This window comes from Kitasatospora sp. NPDC059812, assembly GCF_042732075.1.
Taxonomy (GTDB): Bacteria; Actinomycetota; Actinomycetes; order Streptomycetales; family Streptomycetaceae; genus Kitasatospora.
In genome coordinates, this window is the sequence record NZ_JBHWIO010000002.1 from 83,687 (window position 1) to 103,526 (window position 19,840).

Here is a 19,840-nt window from a genome sequence, read left to right on the forward strand (position 1 = left end):
GGGGCGACCGGGACGTCCGGGGCCGGGGGCGCAGGCCGAGGCGCAGCGGTCAGAGCGCGGCGAGCCGTCGTCGGTTGCGGCGCACTATTCGCGCGATCGCGGTGCTGACGATGGTGGCAGCGGTGCAGGACACCGCGAGGCTCAACCAGGCGGTGTCGAACCAGTGGCTGTTCAGCCAGCCCAGCGTCACGATGTAGGCGGCCCAGACCAGCGCCGCCAGTGCCGACCAGTGCAGGAAGCGGTGCGGGTGGGCGGGGGAGTGGCCGATGGCCACGTCCAGGACGGTCCGCCCGGCCGGGACGAACCGGGCGACCACCACCATGGCCGCGGCCGCCCCGTGAGGGCGTTCGACCAGGGCCTGTTGGACCCTGGTCACGCTGGCCGCCAGTTCCGGGCGCCGGGCGAGCCGGCGCTGGAGCAGCGGGGCGCCGCGCCGGGCGAGGTGCAGGAGGAGGAGGTCGCCGAGGAAGGAGGCCACTGCCACGCCCAGGCCGAGCAGCACCGGGGCGCCGTCGATCCGCGCCGTCTTGAGCACCGCCAGGATGACCAGTGTCCCGCTGGGGATGAAGGGCAGGAGGGCGTCTCCGAGCACGGCGAAGAGCGCCAGGGCGCAGATCCACGAGGATCCGATCGCCGCCACGAAGTTCAAGGCCTGTACTCCCTCCACGCCGCCCGGGGGAGCAGGTGGCCGCTGAGGTCAACGCTAGCGCCTCGACTTTTCATGCCATGAAGCACCCCGGTATGCCGCGGGTCACAGACCCCGGCCCCGACCTGCGCAAAGGCGCGAGCCCTCCGCCCGGTGACCTCCGGCGCCGGCATGAAGTCGCCAGGAGTGTCCGACCGCTGGCTCTCCGTCATCCGAATGGTCGGTCGGCGGCACCGTACCGGGCCGTGCCCGCCGGCGCCGGGCGGGATCGAAGCGGGGCCGGAACGGGGCCGGCGTACGGGCCGGAGCGGGGCCGCTGCACGGGCCGCGGTGGAGCGGGCGTGAGGTCGGCGTGGTGGTCGGTGTGCAGGTCGGAACGTGCCGGATGCGGGAACAGTCGGCCCGGCGCGGTGGTTGACCCCGGTCGGCAGCAGCGACCGCCGGGCCACCCGAGACCCGCGGTCGCCCACCAGGGCCGGCTCAAGAAAGCCAGAAGGGCGGACGGCATGACCACCGAGGACCAGCAGGAGCACCCGACCGAACCGCGGACCGGCGCGGCGATCCGGGGCACCGCCCGCGGCACGGCGCCCGCCCCGCTCTCCATCCTCGACCTGGCCACCGTGGGCGTCGGCTACACGCCCGCCGAGGCCCTGGCCGCGACCACCGCGCTGGCCCGCAACGCCGAGCAGTGGGGCTACCACCGCTTCTGGGTGGCCGAGCACCACGGCATGCCGGGAGTGGCCAGCTCCACCCCGGCCGTCCTGCTCGCCCACCTCGGCGCCAACACCACGACCCTGCGGCTGGGCTCGGGCGGGGTGATGCTCCCCAACCACGCCCCGCTGGCCATCGCCGAGCAGTTCGGCCTGCTGGAGGCCCTGCACCCGGGCCGGATCGACCTGGGGCTCGGTCGCGCCCCCGGCACCGACCCGGCCACCGCCCGGGCGCTGCGCCGCGGCCGCGCCGAGGGCGCCGACGACTTCCCGCAGCAGCTCGCCGAGCTGACCCACTTCCTCGACGGCGACTTCCCCTCCGGCCACCCCTACGCCCAGCTGACCGCCGTCCCCCAGGGCGACGGGCGCCCGCCGGTCTGGCTGCTCGGGTCCTCCGGCTTCAGCGCCCAGCTGGCCGGCCGCCTCGGCCTGCCATTCGCCTTCGCCCACCACTTCAGCAGCGTCAACACCGTCCCGGCGCTCGACCTCTACCGGGAGTCCTTCCGGCCCTCCGCGGTGCTCGCCGAGCCGTACGCGCTGATCGGTGTGAGCGCGGTCGCCGCCGAGGACGAGGGTGCGGCCCGTCGTCTCGCCCGCTCCGCGGCCCTCGGCATGCTCCGGCTGCGGCGCGGCAACCCCGGCCCGATCCCCACCCCGGAGGAGGCCGAGGCCTACCCGTACAGCCCGGCCGAGGCGGAGTTCATCGACAGCTGGCTCGACAACGTGGTGCTCGGCGCCCCGGGCGAGGTCGCGGACGGGCTGGAGGCCCTGCGCAAGCGGACGGGCGTGGACGAGCTGATGGTCACTTCGCACATCCACGGCCACGAGGCCCGGCTCCGCTCCTACGGCCTGATCGCCGAGGCGTACGGCCTGACGGCGGAAGCCTGACGGCGGAAGCCTGACGGTCGAGGCCTGAGCACGGAAGGCCTGAGTACGGAAGGCCTGGGCGGAGAGGCCCGGCCGCCGGGTCCGCAGCGGGGCCGGCCCCGGTTACCGGCTGGTGTCCGGGCCGGGGCGGTCCTTGCGGAGTATGGCGGCGACGAGCTCGGCCTCGCCCGGCCGGGCGAAGTACCAGCCCTGGGCGGTGTCGCAGCCGGTCAGCCGCAGCCGTTCGGCCTGCGCGGCGCTCTCGATGCCCTCGGCAGTGACGGTCAGGCCGAGGGTGTGGGCCAGCTGCACCATCGCGCCCACGATCTGCTCGTCGGCGTCGCTGCGGCGGGAGCCGAGCTCGGGGAGTTCCGAAGGGTTCGTCGCCGGGGCCGGGTCGCGGAACCCCTCGATGAAGGTGCCGTCGAGCTTCAGGACGTGCACCGGCAGCCGGGAGAGGTAGGCCAGGTTGGAGTAGCCGGTGCCGAAGTCGTCGATCGCGATCCGCACGCCCATGTCCGCGAGCGCCTGGAGCGCCTGCAACGGCCGTCCGCCGGGGCCGAGCAGGGCGCTCTCGGTGATCTCCAGCTGGAGCAGCCGGGCCGGCAGCCCGGTGCGTTCGAGGGCGCGGGCGACGTCGGCGACCACGTCGGAGTCCCAGATCTGGCGGGCGGCCAGATTGACGCTCACGAAGGTCTCGGTCTCGGGGAACTCGGTGAGCCACTGCCGGGCCTGGCGGCAGGACTCCTCCAGTACCCAGGTGCCGAGGGGCACGATCGCGCCGGTCTCCTCGGCGAGCGGGATGAAGCGGTCCGGAGAGAGCGTCCCGTAGCGGGGGTGGCGCCAGCGGACGAGGGCCTCCGCGCCGTGGACGGCTCCGTCGGCCAGGCCGACCAGCGGCTGGTACTCGATGGTGAACTCGCCGCGCTCCAGGGCGGGCCGCAGTGCGGTGGCGAGGAGCTGGCGGGTCAGCTGGTGGGCGCCGCGGTCCGGGTCGTAGAGGGTCCAACGGGCGCGGCCGTCGGCCTTGGACCAGTAGAGCGTGGCGTCGGCGTCCTTGACCAGGTCGGTCGGGGTGGTCTCGTGCACGGACCGTTCGACGACGCCGACGCTGGCCGTGATGACCAGTCGGTGTCCGGCGACGTCGAAGGGGTGTTCCAGTTCCTGGAGGATCCGGGCGGCCAGGTCGGTCAGTTGGTCGCTGCCCCGGCTGTCGGTGACCAGGACAGCGAACTCGTCGCCGCCCATCCGGGCCACCAGGTGGGCGTCGTGCCCGGAGAACCCGCCGCGCAGCCGGGCGGCGACGGCGATCAGCAACTGGTCGCCGATGTGGTGCCCGAGCGTCTCGTTGATCGCCGCGAAACCGTCGAGGTCCAGGTAGCAGACGCCGACCCGGCGCCCGTCCGCCGGCGCGAGGACGGTGTCGCTGGTGTCGGCGGTGTCGGGAGCCTCGGCGGGCTCAGCAGTCCCGGTGGTCCCGGTGGCCGTGGCGCAGGCGGCGTCGAGCCGCTCGAAGAAGGACGTCCGGTTGGGCAGTCGGGTCAGCGGGTCGTGCAGGGCCTGGTACTCCAGACGGTCACCGAGCCGGCGCTGCTCGGTGATGTCCTCCACCAGTGCGAGGGTGTAGAGCGGCTGGCCGGCGCCGTCCCGGATCAGCGAGACGGTGACCTTGCTCCAGACGGTGCGGCCCTCGCGGTGCTTGAGCTGCTTCTCCACGCGGAACCGCTCCCGCCCGCCGTGGACGAGTTCGGGGAAGAGCCGGTGCGGCATGCCCTCCGGATCGATGATCTCGTGCAGGTGGGTGCGGACCAGTTCGCCGACGCTGCGTCCGATCAGGGCGGCGAAGGCGGGATTGACCTCGATGATCCGGTCCTCGGGGTCGATCAGGGCCATCCCGATGACCGCGTCGCAGAAGGCGGCCCGGAATCGGGATTCGCTGGCCCGCAGCGCGGCCAGCAGCCGGTCGCTCCCGCCGTTCTCCTGGCCGGGGCCGTCGACGGCGCTCCGGTGGGTGCCGTCGGTCAGCGGCGCCGAGCAGGTGGGGCAGAGCAGCATCCCGGGGTCGTCCAGCACGGTTCCTGCCGCACTCGCCACACTCGCCGCACTCGCCGTGCCGACGGCCCGGCCGCCGGTCGCGACAGCACCGACGGCCGTGACGGAACCGACGACGCCGACCGGACCGACTGGACTGATCGAACCGACCGAACCAACCGGACCGACTGGACCGACGGTGCTGATGTCCGGGCCCAGGAGGGGTGTTGTGAGGTGACGGTGGTGCGGTGTTTCCTCGTGCCGCACGCCCGGGTGGTGTGCGTCGGCCCCCTCGTTCTGGCCCGGCACGGCATGCTCCCGTCCGCTGCTGACGTTGGATGCTGGTCCGGCCGGCCGATCGGGACTCCGGCGGCCGGCTCCGCACTCTGTCGCGGTCCTCGGAGTCGGTCCGGTGCGGGGCGCCCGCCGTGGGGCGCTGTCGCGCGGAGACCCGCGTGAAGAACAGGGCGCTGCGGCCGATCATAGGCCGCGGCGGCAACGGGCGGTGACCGCCGCCAGGGTGATTCGCCCGCTTTGTGATCATGTGCGGCGGTACGCGCAGACGCCCCCGGTGCACATCACATGATGTGCGCCAGGGGCGCGTGCGCCGAGATCGCGCCCCCGGGCGCCGACCGCGCGCCCGGAGCGGCCGGAGCGGCCGGAGCGCGCCGGGATCCGCCGGGGTCCGACGGGATCCGTCGGGGCGTCAGGCCAGCTTGGCGGTGAGGGTGATGGTGGTGCCGGTGAGCGCCTTGCTGACCGGGCAGTTGGCCTTGGCGTCCTCGGCGGCCTTGGTGAAGTCGGCCTCGTCCAGTCCGGGCACCTCGCCGGTGACGGTCAGGTGGATGCCGGTGATGCCGGTGCCGGGCTGGAAGGTGACATCGGCCTGGGTGTCCAGCTTGACGGGCGGGGTGCCAGCGCCGGTCAGGCCGTGCGAGAGGGCCATCGAGAAGCACGCGGAGTGAGCGGCGGCGATCAGCTCCTCCGGGCTGGTCTTGCCGTTGGGCTGTTCGGCCCGGGCCGGCCAGGAGACGGGGTACTCGCCGATCCCGGACGAGGCGAAGGTCACCTGCCCCTTGCCGTCGAGCAGGTTGCCTTCCCAAGCGGTGCGGGCGGTGCGGGTGGTTGCCACGATCGGTACCTCCATTACTGAGGGACTGCTGAGTCGTCACTTCCGGTCATACGCGCACCAGCCTACGGGGCGGCCCCCGTTCGGCCCGGGGCGGCGCGGGCCCGGATCGGCGCCGTGTGCCGGGCGGTGCGGGCAATGTCCGGATTGCGGACGGATCCGCCAAAAGGTGCGGCTCCACCACGGGGGCCCTGTTAGATTTGCCCGGGCCCGAGCCCGGCCGCCGTACGGCCGGGTGCCCACTTCAGACACCGGGAGCCGCCCCGATGACGGACCACCCCACGACCCCCGACGCAGGCCTGACCGACGGGGTCGACGCCGCCGTGCGGGCGGAGCTGACCAGCCTGCGCGAGAGCATCGACAACATCGATGCCGCGGTGGTCCACATGCTGGCCGAGCGCTTCAAGGCGACCCAGCGGGTCGGCCGGCTCAAGGCCGAGCACAAGCTGCCGCCGGCCGATCCGGCGCGTGAGCGCGACCAGATCAAGCGGCTGCGGGAGCTGGCCGCCGGGGCCAAGCTGGACCCGGTCTTCGCCGAGAAGTTCCTGACTTTCATCATCGCCGAGGTCATCCGGCACCACGAGGCCATCGCCCGCGCTTGAGAGCGCACCCCTGAGGGGGTCGGTGGTGAGCCGTCGAGGACGGCCCCGGCGCCGCCCGGCCCGGACATGTCGGGGGCGGCTAAACGCCGGATTTCGTGAGGCTCCGGGGTTGGCGTAGCGTGCAGGTTCCCCCAGCCGGAGAGGTGGAGCAGCGACGATGGCGGTGAACCTGCCCGAAACGCCGAGCGATGCCGGGTCCGGTCCGGCCCCCGCCGCCGGACGCGGCCCCGGTGCTTCCGAGGCCCCTGACGCGCCCGGAGGCCGTGCCGAGGCCCGCCGCCGTGCGCACGGTTCGCGTGGCCGCAAGGCCCGGCGTGCCGGGCGTCGGCCCCGGCCCTGGTGGATCGAGATCCCGGCGATGGCGGCGGTGGGCCTGGTGGTCGCGCTGCTGATCAAGACCTGCCTGTTCCAGGTGTTCACCATCCCGTCCGGCTCGATGGAGAACACGCTGCGGATCGGCGACCGGGTGGGCGTGAACAAGCTGGCGCCGCTGACCGGCTGGAAGCCGGAGCCCGGGCAGCCGGTGGTGTTCAAGGATCCGGGTGGCTGGCTCCCGCCGCAGCCCGTCGACTCGAACCCGTTCACCAACGCGGCCGGCTCGGTGTTGAGCTTCGTCGGCCTGGTGCCGCCGAAGGACGACAACTACCTGGTCAAGCGGGTCATCGCGACCGGTGGCCAGACCGTGCAGTGCACGGGCACCACGCTGACCGTCGACGGGAAGAAGGTCGACGAGCCGTACCTGCACTCCGGCGACGACTCCTGCGCGGGCCTGGACTTCGGGCCGGTGACGGTGCCCTCGGGCCACGTCTGGGTCGAGGGCGACCACCGCAGCGACTCGGCGGACTCCCGCTACCACCAGCGCGGTCCGGGGGGCGGGGCAGTGCCGGTGGACAACGTGGTCGGGCCGGTGTCGGCCGTGGTGTGGCCGCTCAATCACCTCGACTGGTTCGGCTGGGTCGGCCGCTGACCTGCCGCTCGGCGGCGACCCGCTCCGAAGAGTCCGGAGCATCCCGGGAGTCCCGGGAATCCCGGGAATCCCGAGCACCCTTGGCGTCCGCGGCCTCCACGGCCGCCGGCTTGCCGGTCTGCGCCGCGAAGGCGCCGGTCAGCACGAGCAGGCCGCCCGCGATCTGCGGCAGACCGAGGTGCTCGCCGAGCAGGACCCAGGCCAGCACGGTGGCGACGACCGCCTCAAGGTTGGCCACCACCCCGGCGACCGGGGGCGAGAGGTGCCCGACGGCGATCACGCCGGTCAGGTAGGCGAGCACGGTCGCGATGAGGATCATCCAGGCGGCCGGGAGCAGCGCGGGCAGGGTGTGCCCGTTCATCACCACGGACCCGCCGAGCGTGCTCCAGTCGGCCTGCCAGGGCCGAGTGAAGACGGTGAGCAGGACGGCGCCGATCAGCAGCCCGAACGCGCTGACCGCCAGCGGGTCGACCGGGCGCTCGCCCCGGCGGCCAGCGTCGGCGAGCACGAAGTAGCCGACCTGGCAGCAGGCCGCGCCGAGGGCGAAGAGCACGCCCAGCGCGTCGAAGCTCAGGCCGTTCCAGACCTCCACCACGCAGGCCAGCCCGGCGACCGCTACGCCGGCGCCGATCGCGGCGCCCCGGCTGATCGGCTTGCGCTGGACGAACTTGACGTAGCCGATGAGCAGTGGCGGTCCGAGGTACTCGATGAGCAGGGCGACGCCGACCGGGATGCGGGAGATCGCCGCGAAGTAGCAGGCCTGGACGCCGGCCACGGCGAGCAGGCCGAACCCGATCAGCAGGCCGGGGCGGCGCAGGACGGCGTCACGGTGGCGGTAGGCGATGGGGAGCAGGGCCACGGCGGCGCCGGTGACTCGGAGCCACACCACGTGCAGCGGTGAGAGGCCGGCCTCGATCAGCGGTTTCGCGGCGGTGCCGGAGCCGCCGAAGGCGAACGCGGAGACCAGCGCGAGGCTGAGGCCGAGGGTTCTGCCCGTGGGGAGGGTGGGCGAGGCCGTTGATCTGTGCACCGACGCATTGTGACAGTCATACCGGGCGTTCAGTAAGGTGCCATTCCGTCATTTGGTCCTGCACGGAACTGTGCGCAGCGGCGCACTCACCCAGCCTGCGCACGACCCTCCCGCCGTCCGCGCCCCCTCGCCACCCGCGCCCCCTCGCCGTCCGCGCCCCCTCGCCACCCGCGCCCCCTCGCCGTCCGCGCCCCCTCGCCGTCCGCGCCCCCTCGCCGTCCGGGCCCCCCGCCGCCCAAGCCCCCCCGCCGCCGCTACCCGGCGTTCGCCCCCGCCCCGGTGGGCGTGTCCGGCCCGCCCGTGGGCTGGGTGGTCGGCTGGGTGGTCGGCGCCGTGGTCGGGCCGGTGGAGGGTGTCGGCCGGCCGGTCGGCCGCCCGGTGGGCCGCGTCGTCGGCGGGGCGGTCGGCTGCTGGGTGGCCGGGGGCGCGGTCGGCGGGCTGGTCACGCCGCCGCCGCCGGAGTTCGAGCCGCCGGCCGGCGTGGTCGGACCCGAGCCCGAGCCCGAGCCCGAGCCGGCCCCGGCGCCGTCGCTCGGCGGGGTGGTCGGCGCCGCGGGGGCGGTCGAGCCGCCGTTCGAGCCGGTCCCGGTCGACGGGGTGGCGCTCGGCGAGGACGGGGCCGTCGGCAGATCGGTGGCGCCGGAGGAGTCGCCGCCGTCGGCCGGGGTCTGGAAGTCGCTGACCGGCACGCCCTTGAGCGCCGCCTTCATGTAGCTGGTCCAGATCTGCGCCGGGAACTGGCCGCCCGCCGCGCCGTCGATCCCGCCGACGCCGCTCAGACTGACCTGGGCCCCGTTGCCCGGGTCCTGGCCGAACAGGGCCACCGAGGTGACCAGCTCGGGGGTGTAGCCGACGAACCAGACCGACTTCTGGTCGTCGGTGGTGCCGGTCTTGCCTGCCACCGGGCGGCCCAGTGCCTTCGCTCGCCAGCCGGTGCCGCCCGGGTCGCTCACCACACCCTGGAGCATCGAGGTGACCTGGTTCGCGGTGTCCGTGCTGATCGCCTGGGTGGTCTTGTGCACGGGCAGCGGGAGGGCCTCGCCCTCGCGGTCCACGGACTGCACCAGCCACGGGGTGATCTGCTTGCCGCCGTTGTCCAGCGCCGCGTACACGCCGGCCATGTCGAGCACGCTCGGGGTGGCTGCGCCGAGCGGGATGGACGGCACCGGGTCGAGGCCCGGGGTGCTGCCGGGCAGGCCCAGCGCGATGCCGGTGTCCTTGACCTTCTGGAGCCCGGTGTCCTGGGCCAGCTGGGCGAACGCCGAGTTGACCGACCAGTCGGTGGCCTGCTGGAGGGAGATCTGGCCGTAGCTCCTGTCGCCCTCGTTCGGCGGCGCGTACGGGGTGCCCTTGCCGCCGCGGACCTTGCGGCCGCTGGTGCCGTCGTAGACGGTGCGCGGGGTGACGGTCCGGCCGTCCTGGGTCTTGGCGTTGTTCTCGAACGCGGCCGCCAGGGCGATCGCCTTGAAGGTCGAGCCGGCCTGGTAGTCCCGCCGGGTCGCGTTGTCGACGTAGTGCTTGACGTAGTCGACGCCGCCGTAGAGGGCGACGACCGCGCCGGTCTTCGGGTCCACGGAGACGGCGCCGGCCTGGGCGGCCGCGTCCTTCTTCCGCTTGTCCGGGTTCAGGGTGTCGCGCAGCTGCGCCTGGACGGAGTCCTGGAGGGCCTGCTGGCGGGCCGGGTCGATGCTCAGCTTGATCGTGTAGCCGCCCTTGGCCAGCTCGGTCTCGCTGATGACCTGGTTCGAGGTGAGGTACTGGGTGGCCTCGTTCACCAGGTAGCCGGTCTGGCCGGACAGGCCCGGGTTGGGCTGCGGGTCCTTGACGTCCGGGAACGTGATGGCGGACCGCTCCTCGGCGGAGAGCCAGCCCTCCTTGACCATGCCGTCCAGCACGTAGTTCCAGCGGTTGACGGCGTTCTGCTTGCCGGCCGGGGTCGCGGTGGCCACGTCGTAGGCGCTCGGGGCGTTCAGCAGGGTGGCCAGGTAGGCGCCCTGGGCGGGGTCGAGCGCGGAGGCGTCGACGCCGAAGTACGCGTGGGCGGCGGCCTGGATGCCGTAGGCGCCGCGGCCGTAGTAGGAGGTGTTCAGGTAGCCGGAGAGGACGTCGTCCTTGCTCTCGGTGGCGTCCACCTTGATGGCTATGAAGAGTTCCTTCACCTTGCGGGTGACCGACTGCTTCTGGTTCAGGTACGTGTTCTTCACGTACTGCTGGGTGATCGTGGAGCCGCCCTGGGTGCCCGCGCCCTTGGCGGTGTTGACCGCGGCCCGGAGCAGGCCCTGCACGTTGACGGCGCCCTCGTGGTAGAAGTTGCGGTCCTCGGCGGCCAGTGCGGCGTGCTGGGCGGCGGGGGAGACCTTGTCCAGGCTGACGTTCTGCCGGTTGGTCTGGCCGGTGCGGGTGATCACGGAGCCGTCGGCGTAGAGCCAGGTGTTGCTCTGCGCGGTCGCGGCGGCGTGCGCGTCGGGGACCTTCACCAGCGTGACCCCGAGCGCGAACAGGCCGACGCCGAGCAGCAGGGCCACGGCGAGGCCGAGCAGGCTCATCCGCCAGGTGGGGATCAGCCGGCGCCAGCCGGTGCGCTTCGGACGGCGGGGCTTCCTGCCGCCGGTCGCGGGGGCGGCGCGCTGGAAGCGTTTGACCGGTCGGAGGCCTGTCGACGGCGTGCGACGGCCGCTCTGGGCGTTCTCGGACAAGGCGCGGCCTTTCCTGCGGGCGGACCGGGTCAGCCTGCACGGACGGGGACATCGGTGGTTAGGGACCTTTGTCCCGATTCCGGTTTACTGCCCTGGACGAGCCGGGCGGGCCGATTGGCTCCACCGGAACGGCAATCGAGACCGACATCACACGCAAAACGGACGTCGAAGGCCAAAAAATTGAGGAGCCCCTCGCTGCTGCGAGAGGCTCCCCAAATGTCTGTGCGCCGCCAGGGACTCGAACCCCGGACCCGCTGATTAAGAGTCAGCTGCTCTAACCAACTGAGCTAGCGGCGCCTGCTGACCTGGAAAACAATACACGGTCCCGGCGGGTGCCTCGAACCGCCCGGAACCGCCCGCATCCGCGCGGGAGCCGGCCCGCCGCCGAGCTGTCCGTTTCCGCCCGGTTGGGGTGCAGTTCGCCGCCGGTTAGGGTGGAACGGTGCCCAGCCCCAAGCCCGGACACCCGAACGCGCGGAAGGCGGTCGCCGCGCTGCTGATGCTCAGCGCCACGGCGTACACCGCGTGGGTGCTGGAGGTCGTGCTGAGCACCGGACTCGACCCGGTGCAGGCGTACATCAGCGAACTCGCGGCCGAGGACCAGCCGCTGGGCGGCCTGTTCCGGGCCACCGACCTGGCCGCCGGGCTCTGTGTGCTCGCCGCTGCCGTCACCGCCCTCGCCGGCGGGCAGGCCGGGCCGCGCGGTGCCCGGCGCGGGTGGGCGGTGGTCGGCTGGTCCGCCCTCGCCCTGTTCGGCGCGGCGACCGCCGCCGACTCCCGGCTGCCGCTCAGCTGCGCCCCCACCAGCGACGAGATGTGCGCCGCCCGCGAGACCGCCGGGCTCGTCCCCGCGACCCACACCGCGCACGCCGTCACCAGCAGCCTCGCCATGCTCGGTGCGCTCACCGGGCTGGCCGCGCTCACCGTGGCCGCCCGCCGCTACGGCTGGTGGCCGCCGGTGCGCCGGATCGGGCCCTGGCTGCTCGGCGCCGAACTGCTGGCCACCGGCTGGAGCCTGGCCGCGATCGCCGCCTTCGAGGCCGGGCGCGGCACCTGGGCGCTCGGGGCCGGCCAGCGGCTCCAGGTGCTGCTGGTGGCGCTCTGGCTGGCCGTCCTGGCGCTGAGCCTGGCCCTCCCCGCGGGGGTGCCGGGCGACGAATCCACCTGGTCCGACGCTTCTCCGCCGGCGCACCGGGGGCCCCGGTCGGCCGAACGGCCCCCGGGCCGGGAGCCGGCATGACCGCACCCGACGACCCCCGCACCCGGGCGCGCTTCCTGCGCGTCGACGGCGTCCCGCTGCACGTCCGTACCGAGGGCAGCGGCCCGGTCTGCCTGCTCACCGGGGGCCTCGGCAGCAGCTGGTTCGACTGGGACCTGGTCGTCCCCTTCCTCACGCCCTACCGCACCGTGGTCCGCTTCGACCGGCCCGGCTACGGGCTGAGCGCCCCCGAGCCCGCCACCGGGCGGCCCGCCCCGACGGCCGCCGGCGAGGCCGAGCGGATCCGCGCGGTGCTGGACGGCCTCGGGCTGCGCGGGCCCTGCACCGTCGTCGGCCACTCGCTGGCCGGCTTCCACGTCGAGGCCTTCGCCCGGCTGCACCCCGACCGGGCCGCCGGGTTGGTCCTGGTGGACAGCAGCGTCGAGCCGGCGGCCCGACCGTACCCGGCCCCCGGCGCGCGCGACCTGGCGGCCCGGGCGCTCGCGGGCGCCGCCACCGCCGTCGCCGTGCCGTACCTGCTCGGCCCGGCCGCCCGCCGGCTGACGGCCCGGCTGTCCACGGTCTGCCGCGAGGACCTCGCCCCGGCGCCGCTGGTGCGGCACTGCTACCGCACCGGCCGGGCCCTGCGCGCCCTGCTGCGGGAGAACGCGCGCTACCTCGACCTGGCCGCCGAGGTGGACGGGCTGCGGCGCACCCGGCCGCTGCCGGAGGGCCTGCCGGTCACCGTGCTCGCCGCCGACGACGGCTGCCGCAGCCGCCGTACCGAGGAGTGGCTGGCCGGCCAGCGGGAGCTCGCGGCGCTGCTCGGGGCCGACTACCGCACCACCGCCCCGGCCGGGCACCTGGTGATGTTCGACCGCCCGGACGCGGTGGCCTCCGCCGTCCTGGACACCGGCTGAGGCCGGGCATCCGCTGCGGCGCCTACTGCGGCGCCTACTGAAAGGCCCACTGAAACGCCTCAGGCCGCCCACCGAAGTGAGCGGCCTGAGACCTTGCCATGTGCGCCGCCAGGGACTCGAACCCCGGACCCGCTGATTAAGAGTCAGCTGCTCTAACCAACTGAGCTAGCGGCGCCTGCTGACTCGGAGAACTTTACACGGCGCCCGGTCGATCCGCCGAATCGCTTTCGAGTGGTCACCCGTAGTGATCGCAGGCGGCCGGCTACGACTCCGGGTAGTGGCAGGCCGCCTGGTGGTCCTGTGCCGGGGTGTCGCCGAGGAGCGCCGGCCGTTCCTGTTCGCACCGCGTGCGGGCGGCCGGGTCGGCGAGGCGGGCGTACACCGGGCAGCGGGTGCGGAAGGGGCAGCCGGTGCGGCGCTCGGTGGGGGAGGGCGGGTCGCCGGCGAGCAGGATGCGGTCGCGGGCGCGCTCGGCGGCGGGGTCGGGCAGCGGGACGGCGGAGAGCAGGGCGCGGGTGTACGGGTGCCGGGGGCGGTCGAAGACGGCGGAGACCTCGCCCTGTTCGACCGTCCGCCCGAGGTACATGACGCTGACCCGGTCGGCGAGGTGCCGGATCACCGAGAGGTCGTGCGAGACGAACAGGTAGGAGAGGCCGAGTTCGGCCTTGAGCGCTTGCAGCAGGTTGAGCACCCCGGCCTGGATGGAGACGTCCAGGGCGGAGACCGGTTCGTCCAGGACCAGCAGTTTCGGCCGGACGGCCAGGGCCCGGGCGATGGAGACGCGCTGGCGCTGCCCGCCGGAGAACTGGTGCGGGTAGCGGGCGGCGTGGTCCGGGTCGAGGCCGACCTGGTGCAGCAGTTCGGGCACCCGGCGGGCGATCTCCTCGCGGGCGGCGTGCTGGGCGCGCAGCGGTTCGGCGATGATGTCGCCGATCGGCATCCGCGGGTCGAGGCTGGCCATCGGGTCCTGGAAGACGATCTGCAGTCGGGCGCGCAGCCGGTGGGCCTCGGCGCGGGAGAGCTTGGCGGTGTCGTGGCCGAGCAGTTCGATCCGGCCGGTCTCGGGGGCGGTGAGGTTCAGCAGTTCGAACAGCGTGGTGGACTTGCCGGAGCCGGACTCCCCGACCAGGCCGAGGGTTTCGCCCTCCCGGAGGTCCAGGTCGACGCCGTCCACCGCGTAGACCTCGCCGACCCGGCGCTTGAACACCGTGCCCTTGAGGAGCGGAAACGTTTTGCCAAGGCCGCTCACCGCCAGCACCGGCGCCCGCGAGCCCCGGTCCCCCCGGTCCCCCCGGTCCTCCGGAGCGGCCGACGGGGCCGGAAGCGCCGGCACCGGGTAGACGTCGGCCGGCGCGGGCCGCCGCTCGGCCAGCTCCGCCGACCGGACGCACGCCGCCAGGTGCCCGTCGCCCCCGGCCAGTTCCGGCTCCGCCGCCGAGCAGCGCTCCTCCGCGAGCGGGCAGCGGGCGGCGAACGGGCAGCCCGGCGGCAGGTCGGCCATCGGGGCGGGTGCGCCGGGGATCGGGACGAGCGGGCCGCCGAGCCCGTCCAGCCGGGGCACCGCGCCGATCAGGCCGAGTGTGTACGGGTGGCGCGGGGCCGCGAACAGCTCGTCCACCCCGGCGGTCTCGACCACCCTCCCCGCGTACATCACCGCGACCCGGTCGGCCATCCCGGCGATCACCCCGAGGTCGTGGCTGACCAGGACGAGGGCCGCGCCGGTCTCCCGCTGCGCGGTGCGCAGCACGTCCAGCACCTGGGCCTGGATGGTGACGTCCAGCGCGGTGGTCGGCTCGTCGGCGAGCAGGATGTCGGGGTCGTTGGCGATCGCCATGGCGATCATCGCGCGCTGGCGCATGCCGCCGGAGAACTCGTGCGGGAAGCTGTCCAGGGCCCGTTCGGGGGCCGGGATGCCCACCAGGTCGAGGAGTTCGGCGGCCCGGCGGTGGGCGGCGGCCCGGTCGACCCGCTGGTGGATGCGGACGGCCTCGGCGATCTGGTCGCCGATCCGGTAGACCGGGGTGAAAGCGGACAGCGGGTCCTGGAAGACCATGGCGATCCGGCGGCCGCGGATCGCGGCGAGCTCCTTGCCGGGCAGCCCGACCAGTTCCCGCCCGTCCAGTCGCACTGAGCCCTGGACGCCGGCCGTCTTGGGCAGCAGTCCGAGCACGGACAGCGCGGTGACGGACTTGCCGGAGCCGGACTCGCCGACGATGCCGAGGGTCTCGCCGCGCCGCAGGGTGAGGTCCACCCCGCGGACGGCGGGGACGGGGCCGTGCGGCCCGGCGAAGTCCACCCGCAGGTCGCTGACGGCGAGCAGGGGGGTGTCGACGGTGGTGGTCACGGCTTCTTCCTCCGGGCGGAGCGGCGGCGGGGCGCGCCCCCGGCGGTGGGGTCGAGGGCATCGCGCAGCCCGTCGCCGATCAGGTTGACGGCGAGGACGAACAGCACCAGCAGCCCGGCGGCGAAGTAGAACAGCCAGGGGAACACCGGGGCTTCGCTGGTCCCGGCGGCGAGCAGGGTGCCGAGCGAGACGTCCGGCGGTTTGACGCCGAAGCCGAAGTAGGAGAGCGCGGTCTCGCTCATCACGGCGCCGCCGACCGCGATGGTGGCGTCGATGATGAGGAAGGAGGCGACGTTCGGCAGGATGTGGCGGGTGATGATCCGCAGCGGCCGCACCCCCATGAACCTTGCGGCGCGGACGAATTCGCGCTCGCGCAGCGAGATGGTCATCGAGCGGACCACCCGGGCGGTGATCATCCAGTTGAACAGGGCGAGCAGCAGCACGAAGGCGATCCAGCCGGCGCTCTTCAGCCGGGGCGAGACGATGGTGATGATCAGGAAGCTGGGGAAGACCAGCAGCAGGTCCACCGCGAACATCAGCGCGCGGTCGGCCCAGCCGCCGAAGTAGCCGGCGCAGGCGCCGACCAGGGAGGCCAGCACGGTGGAGAACAGCGCCACCAGCAGGCCGATGACCAGCGACTTCTGCAGGCCGCGGACGGTTTGCGCGAAGACGTCCTGGCCGATCCCGTTGGTGCCGAACCAGTGCTCGGCGGACGGCGGTTGGTGCAGCGCGCCGAAGTCGGGGGCGGCGTAGTCCCAGGGCGTCAGGTACGGCCCGCCGAAGGCGAGTGCGAACAGCAGCAGGACGATCACGGCTCCGGCGACGGCCCCGCGGGCGGCGAGCAGCCGGGCGAGGACGAGCCGGGCCCGGCCGGTGGTGCGGGGGGCGGCGGCCGGGGCGGCCGGGTCCACGGCGACGGTGGTCACGTCAGTTCACCTCCGGTCAGGACCGCACGCGCGGGTCGAGGGCGGCGTGCAGGGTGTCGGCGAGGAAGCCGGAGGCGAGGACGACGACGGCGGTGAACAGGTTGACGGCGACGACCGAGTTGACGTCCTGTTCGTTGATCGACTGGATCAGCCACTCGCCCATGCCGTGCCAGCCGAAGATCGTCTCGGTGAAGATCGCGCCGGTGAAGATGCCCAGGAAGCTGTAGGCGAACATGGTCGACATCGGGATCACCGCGGTCCGCAGCCCGTGCTTGACCAGCGCCCGGCGGCGGGTGAGCCCCTTGGCCTCGGCGGTGCGCAGGTAGTCGGAGCCGAGCACGTCGAGCATGGTGCCGCGCTGGTAGCGGCTGTAGGTGGCGAGGCCGCCGAGTGCGAGCGAGATGGTGGGCAGCAGCAGGTGCAGCGCCCAGTCGGCGAGGTGGGCGCCGAGGCCGCCGGTCAGTCCGGGGGTCTCGTAGCCGGTGAACGGGATGACGTCGTGGCCGGCCGCGTCCTTGGCGGCGATGGCGCCGTTCTTGAGGAACAGCGCGACCAGGAAGACCGGGGTGGAGAGCAGGACGAAGGAGAGCACGGTGAGCAGCCGGTCGGAGATCCGGTACTGGCGGACGGCGCTCCAGGCCCCGGCGGCGATGCCGAGGACGATGCCGAGCAGGCTGCCGAGCAGCAGCAGCCGCAGCGAGACCCAGACCCGGCGGCCGAAGTCGTCGGTGACCGGGGTGTCGTGGATGGTCCGGCCGAGGTCGCCGTGGAGCAGCCCGTCGGCCCAGTGGCCGAAGCGTTCGACGACCGGGGTGCGGTCGTTCAGGTTGAGCGCAGTGAGCTGGCGCTCGACCGACTCGGCGGCCGGGCGGGGGACCTTGGCGTCGAAGTAGGTGCGCGGCTGGAGGGCGGTCGCGGAGATCGCGTACGCCAGGAAGACGGCGGCGATCAGCAGCACCGCGTAGTAGCTCAGGCGCTTCGCCAGGTAACGGAACATCAACGGCCGCCCGGGGTGGGGGAGGGGCCGACGCGTCTGGTGGGCATCGGGTGGTGGCCTTCGGTCGGGGCCCGTTCAGGCCTTCGGACGGCAGGGGGACGGGGCGGTACGGGGAAAGCGCAGGTCAGAGTCTGGCACCGGTGCGAGGCCGGGGTGTTGCGGCGGTATTGCCGCAGATGACTTCTGGATCAGGTGTGCGGTCCTCCCCCTGGTGACGGAACTGATCGGCTGTTACGTTCTGCTGGCCCGGTGCCGACTTGGCTGCCCACGCTCAAGCCCCGCCACACCTCGCGCGGCACAACTGCCCGTTACCGCCCGTTTCGAAGACCTCACCAGGGGGACTCCATGGACGCTTCCACCACGGCCCGCCGCCTCGGCCGGGCGACGGCCCTCGCCGTCGCCGTCGCGCTGGCGGTCACCGCGTGCACCTCGGGCGGGGGCGGCTCGGCCGACAAGGTGGCGAAGAGCGAGCCGCCCCGGCAGGACTCCCAGGACATCAACGCCAAGCCGCTGGACCAGGTCAAGGACGGCGGCGAGGTGCGGTTCCCGCTGTACCAGTGGATCACCCAGTGGAACCCGTTCCAGGTGGACGGCACCTACGGCGACGCGGTCTCGATCATGCGCGCCCTGGAGCCGTCGCTCTTCAACACGGACGCCTCCGGCACCTTCCAGCCCGACACCGACTACCTGCTGGACGCCAAGGTCACCTCGACCTCGCCCGAGGTGATCACCTACAAGCTCAACCCCAAGGCCAAGTGGTCGGACGGCAAGCCGCTCAGCTACCTGGACTTCAAGGCCGACTGGCAGGCCAGCAACGGCAAGGACCCGGCGTACAACATCGCCGACCCGTCCGGCTACGAGCAGATCTCCGCCGTCGAGCAGGGGGCCGACCCGAGCGAGGTGAAGGTCACCTTCTCCGAGCCGTACGCGGACTGGCAGAACCTGTTCCGCCCGCTGATCCCGGCGGCCGGCATCGCCACCCCGGACGACTTCAACAAGGGCTGGGTGGAGAAGATCCCGATCACCGCGGGCGCGCTGAAGGTCGGCGTGGCGGACAAGACCGCGCAGACCCTCACCCTCGTCCCGGACCCGGCCTGGTGGGGCACCAAGGCCAAGGCGGACAAGATCACCTTCCGGGTGATGACCCAGTCCGCGACCACCCAGTCGTACCTCAACAACGAGATCGACCTCGCCACGGCCGGCACCGCCGCCGCGTACGGGCAGCTCAAGGACGCCAAGGACACCGCGATCCGGGCCGCCAGCCCGTGGGACGAGGTGCACATCTCCTTCGGCTCCGGCGGCGCGCTGGCGGACCAGAAGGTCCGCCAGGCGCTCGGCAAGGCGCTCGACCGGTCCGCGCTGATCAAGATCGCCAACAACGGCGTGCCGGTGGAGTTCAAGCCGCTCGGCAACCACATCTTCATGCCCAACCAGACCGGCTACCAGGACAACTCGGGCGAGTGGGCGAAGTTCGACGTCCCCGCCGCCAAGAAGCTGCTGGACGACGCCGGTTGGAAGGAGGCGGGCGCCGGCCAGCCGCGCACCAAGGACGGCCAGTCGCTGCAACTGCACTGGACGGTCAACGAGTCCACCCCGCAGGCCCAGATCGACCTGGCCACCGCCGCCGCCGCGATGTGGCTGCAGGCCGGGGTCAAGGTGAGCCTGGACAAGGTGCCCGCCAACGACTTCTTCACCAAGTACGTGAACCCGGGCAAGTTCGAGATCGCGAGCTGGCGCAACACCGACTCGTTCCCGCTCTCCAAGAGCCTGGGCAACTTCCGTCTGCCGGTGGGGGACAACACCTTCAACAACCCCTCGCGGATCGGCAGCCAGGAGGTCGACGACCTGCTCAAGAAGGCGGCCGGGACGGTCGACCCGGTGGAGGCCGCGAAGCTCTACAACCAGGCCGACGCGAAGATCTGGGAGCTCGGCCACACCGTCGAGCTCTACCAGCGGCCGACCGTGGTGGCGACGCGCAAGGGCCTCGCCAACTACGGTGCCTTCGGCCTGGCCGGGGAGGACTACGCCAAGGTCGGCTGGGAGAAGTAGTCCCCGCCGCGGACGCGGCGAGAGCGAACGGGCGGCAGGCGCTGGCGAGCAGCGCGGTGATCACGAGGCCGGTGGTACGGACACGGGAAGGTCGGCTCTGCCGCCCCCGTTCTCCTGCCACCGGCCTTGACCTTCCGCGTTGCCCGCAGGCCGCCCGTGTCGTGGGGCCCCGCAAGGCCCGCGCTCGCTTCCAACCGGGGACGAATCTAGCGGGGCCGTCCGGCCGGCCGCGGCGCAGCGCGCGGGGCGCGCCCGGAAACCCGCCGCGCTGTCACCCGGTTCGCGCACCGGGGCGTCAACTACGGCTGACGGCAAGGAAAAAAGGGGACGAACGGCGCAATCGACCCCGGGATCGCGAACCGCTGCGCCCGTCGCGCCGGTGCGTGCGCGGGGCCCGGGCCGCTGCCAGGATGCGCGGGACAGCCAGCCCCTCCCGAACCCGGAGCAGCACCGATGGCCAGCGAATCCGCCGCCGCCCCCCACCCGCGCCCCGTCGACCCGCCCCCGGTGCGCCGGATGGTCCCGCGCGACCGGGACGAGCCGCACCGGGTCGCCACCCCGCTGGAACTCTTCTTCGACCTCTGCTTCGTGGTCGCCGTCGGCCAGGCCGGGCGCGAACTCGCCCACTCCCTGGCGGCCGGCCACTACGGCGACGGCCTGCGCGGCTACTCGATTGCTTTTTTTGCGATCTGGTGCAAGTGGACTAACAGATCACTACCCCTCTGACC

At 73.3% G+C, this 19,840-nt stretch carries 15 protein-coding genes and 2 tRNA genes; 7 read left to right on the forward strand and 10 right to left on the reverse strand.

What is annotated here, in order from left to right:
• Positions 1-49 precede the first annotated feature (49 nt).
• Positions 50-640: a DedA family protein gene (locus ACFV6D_RS01485; RefSeq protein WP_244293667.1), complete on the reverse strand. Its 591-nt coding sequence runs from the start codon at positions 638-640 to the stop codon at positions 50-52.
• 512 nt (positions 641-1,152) lie between these two features.
• On the opposite strand from ACFV6D_RS01485, the gene ACFV6D_RS01490 reads away from it, so the two are divergent.
• Complete coding sequence (locus ACFV6D_RS01490) at positions 1,153-2,244, forward strand: LLM class flavin-dependent oxidoreductase (protein ID WP_063349264.1); 1,092 nt, start codon at positions 1,153-1,155, stop codon at positions 2,242-2,244.
• Positions 2,245-2,346: 102 nt separating this feature from the next.
• Here ACFV6D_RS01490 and ACFV6D_RS01495 read toward each other — a convergent pair whose 3' ends face one another.
• Both ACFV6D_RS01495 and ACFV6D_RS01500 read right to left on the reverse strand, forming a co-directional pair.
• Positions 2,347-4,278, reverse strand: coding sequence for a putative bifunctional diguanylate cyclase/phosphodiesterase (locus ACFV6D_RS01495; protein WP_380557752.1), 1,932 nt, complete (start codon positions 4,276-4,278; stop codon positions 2,347-2,349).
• Positions 4,279-4,960: 682 nt separating this feature from the next.
• On the reverse strand, positions 4,961-5,386 hold the full coding sequence (locus ACFV6D_RS01500; RefSeq protein ID WP_063351385.1) for an OsmC family protein: 426 nt from the start codon (positions 5,384-5,386) through the stop codon (positions 4,961-4,963).
• Between the two features lie 263 nt (positions 5,387-5,649).
• On the opposite strand from ACFV6D_RS01500, the gene ACFV6D_RS01505 reads away from it, so the two are divergent.
• Positions 5,650-5,985, forward strand: coding sequence for a chorismate mutase (locus ACFV6D_RS01505; protein ID WP_063349265.1), 336 nt, complete (start codon positions 5,650-5,652; stop codon positions 5,983-5,985).
• 358 nt (positions 5,986-6,343) lie between these two features.
• Positions 6,344-6,952: a signal peptidase I gene (gene lepB, locus ACFV6D_RS01510; RefSeq protein WP_380557538.1), complete on the forward strand. Its 609-nt coding sequence runs from the start codon at positions 6,344-6,346 to the stop codon at positions 6,950-6,952.
• Here the strand turns inward: lepB and ACFV6D_RS01515 are convergent.
• The 3 genes from ACFV6D_RS01515 to ACFV6D_RS01525 all read right to left on the reverse strand — a co-directional run bounded on the left by ACFV6D_RS01515 (position 6,915) and on the right by ACFV6D_RS01525 (position 10,975).
• Positions 6,915-7,982 carry a DMT family transporter gene (locus ACFV6D_RS01515; protein WP_380557541.1) on the reverse strand — a complete coding sequence of 356 codons (1,068 nt, stop codon included), beginning with the start codon at positions 7,980-7,982 and terminating at the stop codon, positions 6,915-6,917. The two genes, lepB and ACFV6D_RS01515, sit on opposite strands and share 38 nt — an antisense overlap.
• Positions 7,983-8,236: 254 nt before the next feature.
• Positions 8,237-10,678, reverse strand: a complete 2,442-nt coding sequence (locus ACFV6D_RS01520) for a transglycosylase domain-containing protein (RefSeq protein ID WP_380557544.1) — start codon at positions 10,676-10,678, stop codon at positions 8,237-8,239.
• Positions 10,679-10,901: 223 nt separating this feature from the next.
• Positions 10,902-10,975: transfer RNA gene (locus ACFV6D_RS01525), tRNA-Lys, on the reverse strand.
• Between the two features lie 202 nt (positions 10,976-11,177).
• Between ACFV6D_RS01525 and ACFV6D_RS01530 the strand changes: the two genes are divergently transcribed.
• Positions 11,178-11,918: a DUF998 domain-containing protein gene (locus ACFV6D_RS01530; protein ID WP_380557755.1), complete on the forward strand. Its 741-nt coding sequence runs from the start codon at positions 11,178-11,180 to the stop codon at positions 11,916-11,918.
• Positions 11,915-12,796: an alpha/beta fold hydrolase gene (locus tag ACFV6D_RS01535; RefSeq protein WP_380335039.1), complete on the forward strand. Its 882-nt coding sequence runs from the start codon at positions 11,915-11,917 to the stop codon at positions 12,794-12,796. Before ACFV6D_RS01530 ends, ACFV6D_RS01535 begins: the two co-directional genes overlap by 4 nt.
• Before the next feature lie 101 nt (positions 12,797-12,897).
• Here the strand turns inward: ACFV6D_RS01535 and ACFV6D_RS01540 are convergent.
• The 4 genes from ACFV6D_RS01540 to ACFV6D_RS01555 all read right to left on the reverse strand — a co-directional run bounded on the left by ACFV6D_RS01540 (position 12,898) and on the right by ACFV6D_RS01555 (position 17,063).
• Positions 12,898-12,971 (reverse strand) — tRNA-Lys (locus ACFV6D_RS01540).
• Between the two features lie 87 nt (positions 12,972-13,058).
• Positions 13,059-15,140, reverse strand: a complete 2,082-nt coding sequence (locus ACFV6D_RS01545; protein ID WP_380557547.1) for a dipeptide ABC transporter ATP-binding protein — start codon at positions 15,138-15,140, stop codon at positions 13,059-13,061.
• Positions 15,137-16,066 (reverse strand): ABC transporter permease, encoded by a 930-nt coding sequence (locus ACFV6D_RS01550; protein ID WP_380426341.1) that lies wholly within the window; start codon positions 16,064-16,066, stop codon positions 15,137-15,139. Before ACFV6D_RS01550 ends, ACFV6D_RS01545 begins: the two co-directional genes overlap by 4 nt.
• 16 nt (positions 16,067-16,082) lie before the next feature.
• Entirely contained in the window at positions 16,083-17,063 is a 981-nt protein-coding gene (locus tag ACFV6D_RS01555; protein ID WP_063349271.1) for an ABC transporter permease, read from the reverse strand.
• Positions 17,064-17,408: 345 nt separating this feature from the next.
• Between ACFV6D_RS01555 and ACFV6D_RS01560 the strand changes: the two genes are divergently transcribed.
• Entirely contained in the window at positions 17,409-19,112 is a 1,704-nt protein-coding gene (locus ACFV6D_RS01560) for an ABC transporter family substrate-binding protein (RefSeq protein ID WP_363370159.1), read from the forward strand.
• Between the two features lie 453 nt (positions 19,113-19,565).
• Positions 19,566-19,838: a low temperature requirement protein A gene (locus tag ACFV6D_RS01565; protein WP_380557550.1), complete on the forward strand. Its 273-nt coding sequence runs from the start codon at positions 19,566-19,568 to the stop codon at positions 19,836-19,838.
• The last annotated feature ends 2 nt before the right edge of the window (positions 19,839-19,840 follow it).

What these genes read in the sequence shown, in the direction of transcription:
- ACFV6D_RS01490 (WP_063349264.1), top strand. Translation starts at nt 1,153, where the DNA reads ATGACCACCGAGGACCAGCAGGAGCACCCGACCGAACCGCGGACCGGC.
- ACFV6D_RS01495 (WP_380557752.1), bottom strand. Translation starts at nt 4,278, where the DNA reads ATGCTGCTCTGCCCCACCTGCTCGGCGCCGCTGACCGACGGCACCCAC.
- ACFV6D_RS01505 (WP_063349265.1), top strand. Translation starts at nt 5,650, where the DNA reads ATGACGGACCACCCCACGACCCCCGACGCAGGCCTGACCGACGGGGTC.
- lepB (WP_380557538.1), top strand. Translation starts at nt 6,344, where the DNA reads ATGGCGGCGGTGGGCCTGGTGGTCGCGCTGCTGATCAAGACCTGCCTG.
- ACFV6D_RS01530 (WP_380557755.1), top strand. Translation starts at nt 11,178, where the DNA reads ATGCTCAGCGCCACGGCGTACACCGCGTGGGTGCTGGAGGTCGTGCTG.
- ACFV6D_RS01535 (WP_380335039.1), top strand. Translation starts at nt 11,915, where the DNA reads ATGACCGCACCCGACGACCCCCGCACCCGGGCGCGCTTCCTGCGCGTC.
- ACFV6D_RS01555 (WP_063349271.1), bottom strand. Translation starts at nt 17,063, where the DNA reads ATGTTCCGTTACCTGGCGAAGCGCCTGAGCTACTACGCGGTGCTGCTG.
- ACFV6D_RS01560 (WP_363370159.1), top strand. Translation starts at nt 17,409, where the DNA reads ATGGACGCTTCCACCACGGCCCGCCGCCTCGGCCGGGCGACGGCCCTC.
- ACFV6D_RS01565 (WP_380557550.1), top strand. Translation starts at nt 19,566, where the DNA reads ATGGCCAGCGAATCCGCCGCCGCCCCCCACCCGCGCCCCGTCGACCCG.